Genomic DNA, 11,867 nt, shown 5'->3' with positions numbered 1-11,867 from the left:
GTAGGGCACCCTGGAGAGACGCCCGAGAGGAGGCGATCGAAGATGGATCACCATCAAGACCCAGGTGATCAGTACCAGCCGGGGCAGCCAGGCATGTACGAACTGGAGCTGCCGGCGCCGCAGTTGTCGACGTCCGACGGCCGCGGCCCCGTACTCGTGCACGCCCTGGAGGGCTTTTCCGACGCCGGTCACGCCATCCGGCTGGCGGCCTCGCACCTCAAGGCGGTGCTGGATACCGAGCTGGTCGCGTCCTTCGCGATCGACGAATTGCTGGACTACCGCTCACGGCGGCCGCTGATGACCTTCAAGACCGATCACTTCACCAACTATGACGATCCGGAGCTGAGCCTCTACGCGTTGCGCGACACCGTCGGCACCCCGTTTCTGTTGCTGGCGGGCATGGAGCCGGATCTCAAGTGGGAGCGCTTCATCACCGCGGTACGCCTGCTGGCCGAGCGCCTCGGCGTGCGCCAGACCATCGGCCTGGGCACCGTCCCGATGGCGGTTCCGCACACCCGTCCGACCACCATGACCGCGCACTCCAACAACCCGGAGTTGATCGCCAATTTCCAGCCGTGGATCGCGGAGATCCAGGTCCCCGGCAGCGCGTCCAACCTGCTGGAATACCGGATGGGCCAGCATGGCCACGAAGTGGTCGGCTTCACCGTGCACGTCCCGCACTACCTCACGCAGACCGATTACCCGGCCGCCGCGCAGGCCTTGCTCGAGCAGGTCGCCAAGACCGCGTCCCTCGAGCTGCCGCTGACCGCGTTAACCGAAGCGGCGGAGGTGATTCGGGCCAAGATCGACGAGCAGGTCGAAGCGAGCGCAGAGGTCGCTCAGGTGGTGGCCGCGCTGGAGCGCCAGTACGATGCCTTCATCGACGCTCAGGAGAACAGGTCGTTACTATCACGCGACGAGGATCTGCCGAGCGGCGACGAGCTAGGCGCAGAATTCGAGCGATTTCTGGCCCAGCACGCGGAGAAGAAGTTCGACGACGACGACCAGGCCTGACCCCGGGCCCAAACCCCCAGCCACACCGCCCTTAGCCCGGCCCGACAGCAAGGTTGGCCCTATGACCGAGCGGAAGCGCAAGAACACGCTCCGCCCGGTGCGTGAAGTGACCGCACCCAGACTCGAGTTCCGCACCATCCACGGTTACCGCCGCGCATACCGCATCGCGGGCTCCGGGCCGGCGATCCTGCTGATCCACGGCATCGGCGACAACTCCACCACGTGGAATGCCGTGCAGGCCAAGCTCGCCCAGCGCTTCACGGTCATCGCCCCGGACCTGCTGGGCCACGGCCGATCCGACAAGCCGCGCGCGGACTACTCGATCGCCGCATACGCCAACGGGATGCGCGACCTGCTCAGCGTGCTCGACATCGAGCGCGTGACCATCGTCGGTCATTCGCTGGGCGGCGGTGTGGCCATGCAATTCGCCTACCAGTTCCCGCATTTGGTGGAGCGGCTGATCCTGGTGGGTGCCGGCGGCGTGACCAAGGACGTCAACTTCGTCTTGCGGTGGGCGTCGCTGCCGATGGGCAGCGAAGCCATCGCCCTGCTGCGATTGCCCCTGGTGCTGCCGGCGGTTCAGGTCGTGGGCCGCGTCCTGGGCGCCGCGTTCGGCAGCACCGGGCTGGGCCGCGACCTGCCCAACGTGCTGCGGATCCTCGATGACCTGCCGGAACCGACGGCGTCGGCGGCATTCAGCCGGACCCTGCGGGCGGTGGTGGACTGGCGCGGTCAGATCGTCACCATGCTCGACCGATGTTATTTGACCGAAGCCATCCCGGTGCAGATCGTCTGGGGCACCAAGGATGTGGTGGTTCCGGTGCGGCACGCGTGGATGGCCCACGCGGCGATGCCCGGTTCGCGGCTCGAAATCTTCGAGGGCTCCGGCCACTTTCCCTTTCACGACGATCCGGCCCGCTTCATCGATGTCGTCGAGCGCTTCATGGACTCCACCGCCCCCGCCGAATACGACCAGGCCGCCCTGCGCGGGTTGCTGCGCACCGGCGGCGGCGAGCAGGCCGTCACCGGCCCGGCCCGCGCCCGCGTCGCCGTCCTGAACGCCATGGGGTCCGACGAACGCAGCGCCACCTGATTCCACCGTGATCGAGACCGCCGGGTTCGGGGCCGTACAGTCGGGCCATGGGTATCGACGTCACGGTGTTGCGGGTGTTCACCGATGCGGACGGCAATTTCGGCAATCCGCTGGGCGTGGTGGATGCCGGCCAGGTGCGGGTCGCGGACCGGCAGCGGTTGGCCACCCAATTGGGCTACAGCGAAACGGTTTTCGTTGACCTTCCGGCCGCGGGCTCGGCAACCGCGCACGCCACGATCTACACGCCCCGGACGGAGCTCCCGTTCGCCGGGCATCCGACGGTCGGCGCCTCGTGGTGGCTGCGGGAACACGGTTCACCGATCAACACGCTGCAGATACCGGCGGGCATCGTGCAGGTGGGCTACGACGAACACCACACCCGCATCAGCGCCCGCGCGGAATGGGCACCCGAGTTCGCGCTGCACGAATTCGGTTCGGCCGACGATGTTCTCGCCGCCGACCCGACGGACTTTCCCGACGACACGGCGCACTACCTGTGGGCCTGGACCGACCGGGCCACCGGGTCGCTGCGGGTGCGCATGTTCGCCGCCAACCTCGGCGTGCCCGAAGACGAGGCCACCGGTTCGGCCGCGATGCGGATCACCGACTACCTGAGCCGAAACCTGCGGATCACCCAGGGCAACGGCTCCGTCATCGAAACCACCTGGAGCGCCGAAGGCTGGGTCGCGGTGGCCGGACGGGTGGTCAATGACGGTGTGCGACAGGTGGACTGACGACGGGCCGCGGGTGGCGAACGCTCAGCGCTGCCGGCGCAACACCGCGGCGAGGTGGTCCTGCAGCGGCTGGCCGACCGCGCCCATTTGCACGGAGTAGGACAGCTCGTCGCCGTCGATGCGGAAGGAACGGCCAAGTCCCGTCACCTCTTTGGCGGTGGGAGTCAGGCCGACGGCCGTGGTGGACATCTGCATTTCGAGGACGTCGCCGGTGACCGAATAGGTTCCGACCTCGATCTCGGTGATGCCACTGGGATGGGCCAACACCAGTTCGACGCGGCCCGGTTGCGGCACGCGAAAATATCCCGTCTCGGCGTGTAACGGCTTGCCGTCGGCCACCGCCTTGGTTTTCTGGGCGTAGGCCAGAAATGGTTTGCCCACATGGGCGAACGTGACCTCTTCGAGGTAGTCGAACGGCGGGATCGTCGGGTATTTGCCCGCACCCTGGCCGACCCAGGTGCCCAGGAGCGGGGCCAGGGCCGCGAGGTCGGGATGCAACTCAGGGGGCATGCACCGAGCCTAGCGGGCCGCCCGGTCCGAGCCCGGCGAGATCGTCAGCCCGGAGTGGCCACTCCGCGGTGCTCACGAAGCGCCTGGATCTCGCGCTCGAAGTCGTCCGCGGACTCGAACGAGCGATACACGGAGGCGAACCGCAAGTACGCCACCTCGTCGAGGTCGCGCAACGGCCCCAGGATGGCCAGGCCGACCTCGTGGCTGGGGACCTCCGGGGAGGCCACGGCGCGCACGGTGTCTTCGACCTGCTGGGCCAGCAGATTCAGCGCGTCGTCATCTACCTGACGGCCCTGGCAGGCCCGTCGGACTCCGCTGATGACCTTTTCCCTGCTGAAGGGCTCGGTGACACCGCTGCGCTTGACCACCGCCAGGACCGCGGTTTCCACGGTGGTGAAACGTTTTCCGCACTCGGGGCACGACCGGCGGCGCCGGATCGCCTGCCCCTCGTCGGTTTCGCGCGAGTCGATCACCCGGGAATCCGGGTGGCGGCAGAAGGGACAGTGCATGACCGCTCCTTCACCGTGCCGACAACGGGGTACCGCAGAACTTTGAGCGTACCTGTGCGCTGACCTGCGCGGCTAACGGAGCCGCCGTCCGCGGGGCCGCGCCACGCGCGCCGGCCGCGTGCCGGGCCGGACCCGTTGTCGCACAACGGCCGTCAGCCGATCGGAGCGATCAGCGTTTGGCCCGCAACCAGCGTCGGCGAGTTCAGGTCGTTGAGCTCACGGATGCGGTCGGCCACCTGGGCGGCCGGCGCGTCGGGCGCCACGCGGTGAGCGACATCCTGCAGCGACTCCCCCGCGTCGACCCGCACGACGGCGAGCCGGTTCGGTACGGGCGCGGCCGAATTCGTCGAGTCACCGTTGAGTACCTGCCCGACATTCGCGACGAGACCCAGCCACAAGGTGATCGCCCCGGCGGCCAATGCCAGACCGACCGTCGTCAGCCACGTGACGGAGCGCCTGCGGTGCGCGGCGACCGACATCGCGACCCCGGTGCCGTAGTAACGCGTCGGCGCGCCCGCCGGCCGTGCCGGCGCGGGACGCCGCGAGCGGGCCAGCCCGTCCCTGCCGTACCGAACGCCCTGCACCGGTCCGTTGATCGGGCGCCGAAGACTGCTGGTACGCGGCGCAAGCGTGTGGATGATTGTCATCTGCGTTCCTCCGGTCAACTAGCTCTCGCTCGTGTGTTCGACTCTAATCGCTCGTGTGTTCGAAACCCGAACATTTGAGCGAAGCGTGTCGCACGAGCAAAACGCTAGATCACGCCACCGACAACTCCGTCGGCCTCTACCACTGTCACGAGGCACAAATACCCGATCTCGGCAAGAGTTACACATTTGTGATTCGGCCGATGGCGGCGTCTTTCCGGCCACGGCGCGCCGGGGCGACACGCAAGTCGAACACATGTTTGATTCTTGTCGGCGGTGCCGTTACATTCAGTGTCATGGGCGACAGCAACGACACTTCCCCGAACGACACCGGCCCGGCCGGAGCGGGCGGCCGGCTGCACTCCGTGGATTCCGCGCTGACCGAACGGCAGCGGACCATTTTGAATGTCATTCGCGCCTCGGTGACCAGCCGCGGCTATCCCCCGAGCATCCGGGAGATCGGCGACGCCGTCGGGCTGACGTCGACGTCCTCGGTGGCCCACCAGCTGCGCACGCTGGAACGCAAGGGGTATTTGCGCCGCGACCCCAACCGCCCACGGGCGGTCGATGTCCGCGGCGCCGACGACGACGTGGCGGCGCCCGCCACCGAGGTGGCCGGGTCGGATGCGTTGCCAGAACCGACGTTCGTCCCGGTTCTGGGCCGTATCGCCGCCGGTGGACCGATCCTCGCCGAAGAGGCCGTCGAAGATGTGTTCCCGCTGCCGCGTGAGCTGGTCGGCGAGGGCACGCTGTTCCTGCTCAAGGTGGTGGGTGACTCGATGGTGGAGGCCGCGATCTGTGACGGCGACTGGGTGGTGGTGCGCCAGCAGAACGTCGCCGACAACGGCGACATCGTCGCGGCGTTGCTGGACGGCGAGGCGACCGTCAAGACGTTCAAACGCGCCGGCGGTCAGGTGTGGCTGATGCCGCACAACCCGGCGTTCGACCCCATCCCGGGCAACGACGCGTCCGTGCTGGGCAAGGTCGTCACGGTGATCCGCAAGGTCTAGCGACCGGCGGCTAGTCGGCCCTGGTGAAGCCGTTGGCCAAGGCGACCTCTTCGCTGGACAACCAGATCTCGGGGAGCGTGTCCTGGTACAGGTCGCTGCCCGGCGTGTAATACAGGCCGTAACGAGCGCTCGCCTTGATCGGGTAGCCGTCGGGCGCCTGGTACGGGTCGTCGAGCGGCAGATGGATGGTCGGACGCCCATCCGGGCCCGCCAGCCCGTTGTCCGCGCCGTCTTCCTCGTCCGCGGCGGCGTGCCGCCCGCCGGATCGCTGCGCCGCGCCGGCGGCGAAGGCCGCGGCCTCGGCGGCCCCGGACATGTCGGGCTCCGCCGTGACACCCTCTTCGGGTTCGACTTCCGCATCCAGCACGGCGACGTCGGGATACTCATCCTCGGGGCCGGCGGTTTCCAGGGCGCCGGTCACGGCCTCGGCGTCCGGCGGGGTGTGCGGAACGGCGACGTCGGGATACTCGTCCTTTGCGTACTCGTCCTCGACGTAGCCGGCGTCCGCGTAGTCGGCGTCGACGTAGGCGGCGTCATCCGCGGTCTCGGACTCGGCGACCTCGGGAACGGCGTCGGTGTAGTCGGTGTAATCGGCTTCGGCGTCGGGATAGTCGGCCTCCGACAGCATCTCCTCCGACACGACGGGGATGGAGTCGGTGTCGATCGCGTCGGGGTCCTCCTCCTCGAGCCCGTATTCGCTCTCCGTCGGAACCTGACGCTGCCAGCTGACCCGCGCGGTGGCCGCGGCCTCCGTCGGCCGCTCGGGTTCCTGCGACCCGCCGAGCGCGAAATGCTCGGTCGCGAGGTCGGGTTCCTCCGGCCCCCAGGGCGCGTCGGCCGCGTCATAGCCGTGATCGGGCGCATAGCCGGCGGCATCCTCGCTCCCGGAGCGACGCCGGCGCCAAGCGGACAGCACCCACACCAACACCACCAGCAGCACCAGGACCGGTATCGCGGCCAGCCACCACCACGAATGCCCGCCGAATTTGTTGGCGTGGGACGGCATGGCCGCATTGCTCGGCTGGTTCTGACCCGACACCTGCAGTCCGCTCAACAACGGCGCCAGGTTGGACGGATCCGTGCTGAACGTGTTCTTCGCCCGGTTCCACGAAATCTTGCCGCCGGTGAACTGCTGGGAGATCACGTCGCCGTCCACGGCTTGGTCGCCGACCGGCGCCCCCAGTTTGCCGGCCGGACCGCGAAGTTTGTCCCAGGCGGCCTTCATCGCCCCGCGCACGACGAACGCGCCGTGCTCGGCGGTCCGGAAGATCACCGGCTTGTCGGTGGCCGCGAAGGTGCAGATCCGGCTGGAAGGACCGATTCCGCCGTCGGTTTCGTTGGTGACGGGGAAGCCGAGGTCGCTGCCGACAGGCCCGCCGAGCGACTCGTATTTGGACAGTATGTCGGTCTCGAGGGCGTTCGCACCGGTAGCCGGGGTGAAGAACACCTTGCCGCCGGCGAAGTTCTGGACGATGCCGTCACCGCCGATGGGGGTCTGCCCGCCCTGCTTGGCGCCCAGCGGTCCGTTGGGCCCCCCGGCGGCGCGCCAGGCCATGTTGATGGCCGCGGTGGGATCGATCGCGACCTGCAGGCCCTTCAACTGGTCGGCCAGCCCCGGCGGTTCGGTGGTGAACTCCTTGGTCTGCCGGTTCCACGAAAGCTGTCCGCCGCTGAACTTCTGCGAGGACACCTCGCCGTTGTAGGTCTCGTCGCCGACCGGCACACCGAGCACGCCGCCCGAACTGCCGAGCTTGTCCCAGGCGGAGTTGATGGCGCCGCGCACCACGTACGGGCCGTGCTCGGGCGTCCAGAAAATGACCGGCTTGTCGGTGGCCGAGAAGGTGATCACCCGGCTGTCGGGGCCGGCCAGGCCCGGCACTTCGTTGATGGCCGGGAAACCCAGATCGCTGCCGGCCGGCCCGCCCAGCATCTCGTATTTCTCCAGGATGGGCCCGTAGGCGAATTTGGCTCCGGTGGCCGGGGTGAAGAACATCTTGCCGCCGTCGAAGTTCAGGGCGAACCCGTCTCCGGCGGGGTAGACATCGCCCTTGCGGGGGCCGAGCGGGGACGTGTCGCCGCCGGCCTTTTCCCACGCGGCCATCATCGCCGCTTCGGCGTCGCCTATCGGGCTCGCGGTGGCGGCGGGCGCCAGCAATACGGCGGCCAGTGCTGTGGTCGTCAAGCTGACCAGCGCGCTTCCGATCAGCTTGCGCATGTGACCTCTGTGCACCTTCACCAAGCCTTCCAGCCTCCGGATACGGCTCTATCTGCGGCTATGCCCTTACCTGCATAACCGGCGAGCGGGCCGTTCTTCCGCGGGGAATGGACCCGCGCACGATCCGCCTTATCGCCGGGCTCGCATAACTTTGCTCCTGCCAACAAGAAATGCGAAGTCAAATCACGAATTTTACAAAAAGGGATACCACACCGATGTCGAAATGATGCCGGGCCACGGCCAAACCGCGACAAACCATGCCACCACCCCAGCGCCGTTGCGAATAGCGCACCGAAAGCCGATCGCGACCGTGGTCGTCGTGCACGACTTCCAAACTGCGGACTCGCACAGCGGAATTGCGCGCACCGAGGTTGCTGCTGGCGCACGAAGCGACCTCGGCGGCGCAGATAAAGGCAATGCCGTTACCGGCGACGGTGTTCGCCGCCCGGATGACGGTCCACCAAACGAATGGCTATACCCCGAGGCCGCGGCCGATGATTTCCTTCATGATTTCGGTCGTGCCGCCGTAGATGGTTTGCACCCGCGCATCCAGATAGGCACGGGCGACCGGGTATTCGCGCATGTAACCGTAGCCGCCGTGCAATTGCAGACAGCGGTCGATCAGGTGCACCTGCTTTTCGGTGGAGTACCACTTGGCCATTGCCGCCTGTTCGGCCGTCAGCTTGTGGTCCAGGTGCAGGCGGACGAATTCGTCGACCATCATGCGCACCACGGTCGCCTCGGTCGCCAGCTCGGCGAGCACGAAGCGGCTGTTCTGGAAGCTGCCGATCGGCTTGCCAAAAGCCTTGCGCTCCTTGGTGTATTGCAGCGTCTGCTCGAGCACCTGCTCCATCGCCGCGGCCGCCATGATGGCGATCGAGATCCGTTCCTGAGGCAGGTTCTGCATGAGGTAGATGAACCCCATGCCCTCTTGGCCCAGGAGGTTTTCGGCCGGCACGTGCACGTCGGTGAATGACAGCTCGGCCGTGTCCTGCGCGTCCAGCCCGATCTTGTCCAGGTGCCGGCCGCGCTCGAAGCCTTCCATCCCGCGTTCGACGGCGAGCAGGGAAAAGCCCTGCGCGCCCTTGTCCGGATCGGTCTGCGCGACGACGATCACCAGGTCGGAGTTGATTCCGTTGGTGATGAACGTCTTTGAACCGTTGAGCACATAGTGGTCGCCCTGCTTGACCGCGCGGGTCTTGATGCCCTGCAGGTCACTGCCGGTGCCCGGCTCGGTCATCGCGATCGCCGTAATCAGTTCTCCGGTACAGAATTTCGGCAACCAGCGCTGCTTCTGCTCCTCGGTGGCCAGGGCCAACAGGTACGGCGCCACGATGTCGTTGTGCAGGCCGAAACCGATGCCGCTGTAGCGGCCCGCCGTGGTCTCCTCGGTGATGATCGTGTTGTACCGGAAGTCCGGGTTGCCGCCGCCGCCGTACTCCTCGGGCACCGCCATGCCGAGGAAGCCCTGCTTGCCGGCCTCGAGCCACACACCGCGGTCGACGATCTTGGCCTTCTCCCACTCGTCGTGGTACGGCGCGACGTGGCGCTCGAGGAAGCCCCGGTAGGACTCACGGAACAGGTCGTGCTCTGACTCGAAAAGAGTGCGCTGGTATTTGATGGCGCTGCTCATGGAAAGACCTCCGGCGACTGGGATTTCTGCAGCCCAACATATACCAACCGGACGGTTGGTCGGCAGCTGGCGGGTCGGCGGCGGCGCTGCGGCGGCGGTGGGCTGCGGGAATCGGCGGCTAGGCCGGGCCGCTCAGTGGGCGGCGAATTCGCGCAGCCGGCCGGCCAAGGCGACCGGAACCCGGGCCTTGATCCGGGTGCCCTCGGCGTTGTGCTCCTCCTGCTGAACGCGCCCGTCGGCGTGCAGGCGGGCCACCAGGTCCCCGCGGTGATACGGGATCACCACGTCCACGGCGGTGTCGGCGGGAACGGCCAGCTCGGCGATCCGCCGGCGCAGGGCGTCGATGCCCTCGCCGGTGCGCGCGGACACGAAGACCGCGCCCGGCAGCGCGTGGCGGAGCTTGGCCAACGCCACATCGCTTGCGGCGTCGACCTTGTTCACCACCAGCAGCTCGGGCGGCGGCGCGCCGTCATGGTCGGCGATAACGTCGGAGACCACCTGCCGCACCGCGTTGATCTGCGCCAGCGGGTGGGCGTCGGAGCCGTCGACGACGTGCACCAGCAGGTCGGCGTCGACGACCTCCTCCAGCGTGGAGCGGAAGGCCTCGACGAGCTGGGTGGGCAGATGCCGGACGAATCCGACGGTGTCGGTGATCGTGTAAGCGCCGGCCGCCTTGGAATCGGGGTCGAACTCGGCGCGGCGGGTGGTGGGCTCCAGGGTGGCGAACAACGCGTCCTGCACCAGCACGCCCGCCCCGGTCAGCGCGTTGAGCAGGCTGGACTTGCCCGCGTTGGTGTAGCCGACGATGGCGATCGACGGCACGTCGCTGTGTAGCCGCCGACTGCGCTGGGTGTCGCGGACCTGCTTCATGTCCTTGATCTCGCGGCGCAGCTTCGACATCCGCTCGCGGATGCGCCGCCGGTCGGTCTCGATCTTGGTCTCACCGGGGCCGCGCAGGCCCACGCCTCCCCCGCTGCCGCCGGCGCGGCCACCGGCCTGCCGCGACATCGACTCACCCCAACCGCGCAGCCGCGGCAGCATGTATTCCATCTGGGCCAGCGACACCTGAGCCTTGCCCTCCCGGCTGGTGGCGTGCTGGGCGAAGATGTCCAGGATCAGCGCGGTGCGGTCGATGACCTTGACCTTCACCGCCTTCTCCAGCGCCGTCAGCTGCGCCGGCGACAGCTCACCGTCGCAGATGACGGTGTCGGCGCCCGTCGCCAGCACCACTTCGCGCAGTTCGGCGGCCTTACCCGAACCGATGTAGGTCGACGGGTCGGGCTTGTCGCGGCGCTGGATGAGCCCTTCGAGCACCTGGGAGCCGGCGGTTTCGGCCAGCGCCGCCAGTTCGGCCATGCTGGCCTGGCTGTCGGCGGCGGTGCCGTCGGTCCACACGCCCACCAGGACGACCCGCTCGAGCCGAAGCTGGCGGTACTCGACCTCGGTGACGTCGGCGAGTTCGGTCGACAGGCCGGCGACGCGGCGCAGCGCCGACCGATCCTCGAGGGCGAGTTCGCCCGTACTGGGCTCCGTGACCGTGGGAGCGTGATCGCGAAATTCGGGATGTGTCATAGGCAATAAGAGATGATGCACGCAAAGTCGGTGTCGCGCATCTGAATTAACGCTACTGTTCGCGCCACCATTCCTCGCTGATTTCTCCTTGGGCCACCAGTACCGACGGCCCCCGCAGGTAGCTGGTGGCGGCGGTGATAGTGACGACGACCTCGCCGCCCAGCACCCGAACGGTCAGCGTGCCGGTGTCCGCGCCGGCGCCGGCCAGCGCGGCGACCGCGGCCGCGACCGTTCCGGTGCCACACGAGCGTGTTTCGCCCACTCCCCGCTCGTGGACGCGCATGTGCACCGCCCCGTCGGCCGGTGCGGTGAGGATCTCGACGTTCACCCCGTCGGGGAATTGGGTGGGATCGAAACTCACCGGAGCGGCCACGTCCAGTGCCGCCAACGCGTCGACGGCCAGGTCGGGGTCGACGCAGGCCAAGTGCGGATTGCCCACGTCGATCGCCACGCCGGAAAACCGGCGGCCGCCGACCATCGCTTCAAAGGCCTTTCCCCCGCTGCCCAGCGTGTTGGCCTTGCCCATGTCGACGCTGATGTCGGCGGTCGTCGCGCCGACGCGATGCACGGTGACCGGGCGTGGACCGGCCAGCGACCCGACCACGAAATCGTCGCGGCCCTCCAGGCCGCTGGCCCGCAGGTAGTGGGCGAAGACCCGCACGCCGTTGCCGCACATCTGGGCGATGGACCCGTCCGCGTTGCGGTAGTCCATGTACCAGTCGTCGGCGGCCACCCCGTCGGGCAACCGGTCGAGCACGCCGGCCCCGGCGGCGGCGCCGGCCGTGGTGACCCGCAGCACCCCGTCGGCGCCCAGCCCGCGTCGCCGGTCGCAGAGCGCGGCCACCCGCGACCCGGTCAGGCTCAGCTCGGCCTGCGGGTCGGGCAGCACCACAAAGTCGTTCTGGGTGCCGTGGCCCTTTGCGAATTTCACCT

At 68.1% G+C, this 11,867-nt stretch carries 12 protein-coding genes; 4 read left to right on the top strand and 8 right to left on the bottom strand.

Annotation, left to right across the window (positions count from 1 at the left end; all coding sequences use genetic code 11):
* Positions 1-42 precede the first annotated feature (42 nt).
* The 3 genes from JF781_RS11020 (at position 43) to JF781_RS11010 (ending at position 2,841) form a co-directional block, all read left to right on the top strand.
* The gene (locus tag JF781_RS11020) at positions 43-1,014 is read left to right on the top strand and encodes a proteasome assembly chaperone family protein (RefSeq protein WP_225327675.1); all 972 of its coding nucleotides are present in this window, start codon (positions 43-45) and stop codon (positions 1,012-1,014) included.
* A 61-nt stretch (positions 1,015-1,075) separates the two neighbouring features.
* Entirely contained in the window at positions 1,076-2,107 is a 1,032-nt protein-coding gene (locus tag JF781_RS11015) for an alpha/beta fold hydrolase (protein ID WP_225327674.1), read from the top strand.
* A 47-nt stretch (positions 2,108-2,154) separates the two neighbouring features.
* Positions 2,155-2,841 carry a PhzF family phenazine biosynthesis protein gene (locus tag JF781_RS11010; RefSeq protein ID WP_225327673.1) on the top strand — a complete coding sequence of 229 codons (687 nt, stop codon included), beginning with the start codon at positions 2,155-2,157 and terminating at the stop codon, positions 2,839-2,841.
* 24 nt (positions 2,842-2,865) lie between these two features.
* On the opposite strand, the gene JF781_RS11005 is transcribed toward JF781_RS11010, so the two are convergent.
* The 3 genes from JF781_RS11005 to JF781_RS10995 form a co-directional block, all read right to left on the bottom strand.
* Positions 2,866-3,351, bottom strand: coding sequence for a peroxynitrite isomerase (locus JF781_RS11005; protein ID WP_225327672.1), 486 nt, complete (start codon positions 3,349-3,351; stop codon positions 2,866-2,868).
* Positions 3,352-3,395: 44 nt separating this feature from the next.
* On the bottom strand, positions 3,396-3,860 hold the full coding sequence (gene nrdR, locus JF781_RS11000) for a transcriptional regulator NrdR (protein WP_008258565.1): 465 nt from the start codon (positions 3,858-3,860) through the stop codon (positions 3,396-3,398).
* 152 nt (positions 3,861-4,012) lie between these two features.
* Positions 4,013-4,507: a LysM peptidoglycan-binding domain-containing protein gene (locus JF781_RS10995; protein ID WP_225327671.1), complete on the bottom strand. Its 495-nt coding sequence runs from the start codon at positions 4,505-4,507 to the stop codon at positions 4,013-4,015.
* Between the two features lie 293 nt (positions 4,508-4,800).
* On the opposite strand from JF781_RS10995, the gene lexA reads away from it, so the two are divergent.
* On the top strand, positions 4,801-5,514 hold the full coding sequence (lexA, locus tag JF781_RS10990) for a transcriptional repressor LexA (protein ID WP_225327670.1): 714 nt from the start codon (positions 4,801-4,803) through the stop codon (positions 5,512-5,514).
* A gap of 10 nt (positions 5,515-5,524) precedes the next feature.
* On the opposite strand, the gene JF781_RS10985 is transcribed toward lexA, so the two are convergent.
* From JF781_RS10985 to dapF, 5 genes are all read right to left on the bottom strand, one after another.
* A complete protein-coding gene (locus JF781_RS10985; RefSeq protein ID WP_225327669.1) occupies positions 5,525-7,729 on the bottom strand; it encodes an LGFP repeat-containing protein in 2,205 nt (734 codons plus the stop codon).
* A 178-nt stretch (positions 7,730-7,907) separates the two neighbouring features.
* Positions 7,908-8,054 carry a hypothetical protein gene (locus tag JF781_RS10980; protein WP_225327668.1) on the bottom strand — a complete coding sequence of 49 codons (147 nt, stop codon included), beginning with the start codon at positions 8,052-8,054 and terminating at the stop codon, positions 7,908-7,910.
* Positions 8,055-8,201: 147 nt separating this feature from the next.
* A complete protein-coding gene (locus tag JF781_RS10975) occupies positions 8,202-9,362 on the bottom strand; it encodes an acyl-CoA dehydrogenase family protein (RefSeq protein ID WP_225327667.1) in 1,161 nt (386 codons plus the stop codon).
* Positions 9,363-9,494: 132 nt separating this feature from the next.
* Complete coding sequence (hflX, locus tag JF781_RS10970) at positions 9,495-10,934, bottom strand: GTPase HflX (protein ID WP_225327666.1); 1,440 nt, start codon at positions 10,932-10,934, stop codon at positions 9,495-9,497.
* A 52-nt stretch (positions 10,935-10,986) separates the two neighbouring features.
* Entirely contained in the window at positions 10,987-11,865 is an 879-nt protein-coding gene (gene dapF / locus JF781_RS10965) for a diaminopimelate epimerase (RefSeq protein WP_225327665.1), read from the bottom strand.
* Positions 11,866-11,867 lie beyond the last annotated feature (2 nt).

Origin of the sequence: Mycobacterium sp. WUMAC-067 (assembly GCF_020217485.1) — a bacterium.
Lineage (GTDB): Bacteria > Actinomycetota > Actinomycetes > Mycobacteriales > Mycobacteriaceae > Mycobacterium.
Note: the sequence above shows the minus strand (reverse complement) of the source record. Positions and strands in the feature narration are given on the sequence as shown.

Excerpts from the sequence above, each read along its gene's own strand:
- JF781_RS11020 (WP_225327675.1), top strand. The coding sequence starts at position 43 with ATGGATCACCATCAAGACCCAGGTGATCAGTACCAGCCGGGGCAGCCA.
- JF781_RS11015 (WP_225327674.1), top strand. The coding sequence starts at position 1,076 with ATGACCGAGCGGAAGCGCAAGAACACGCTCCGCCCGGTGCGTGAAGTG.
- JF781_RS11010 (WP_225327673.1), top strand. The coding sequence starts at position 2,155 with ATGGGTATCGACGTCACGGTGTTGCGGGTGTTCACCGATGCGGACGGC.
- JF781_RS11005 (WP_225327672.1), bottom strand. The coding sequence starts at position 3,351 with ATGCCCCCTGAGTTGCATCCCGACCTCGCGGCCCTGGCCCCGCTCCTG.
- nrdR (WP_008258565.1), bottom strand. The coding sequence starts at position 3,860 with ATGCACTGTCCCTTCTGCCGCCACCCGGATTCCCGGGTGATCGACTCG.
- JF781_RS10995 (WP_225327671.1), bottom strand. The coding sequence starts at position 4,507 with ATGACAATCATCCACACGCTTGCGCCGCGTACCAGCAGTCTTCGGCGC.
- lexA (WP_225327670.1), top strand. The coding sequence starts at position 4,801 with ATGGGCGACAGCAACGACACTTCCCCGAACGACACCGGCCCGGCCGGA.
- JF781_RS10985 (WP_225327669.1), bottom strand. The coding sequence starts at position 7,729 with ATGCGCAAGCTGATCGGAAGCGCGCTGGTCAGCTTGACGACCACAGCA.
- JF781_RS10975 (WP_225327667.1), bottom strand. The coding sequence starts at position 9,362 with ATGAGCAGCGCCATCAAATACCAGCGCACTCTTTTCGAGTCAGAGCAC.
- hflX (WP_225327666.1), bottom strand. The coding sequence starts at position 10,934 with ATGACACATCCCGAATTTCGCGATCACGCTCCCACGGTCACGGAGCCC.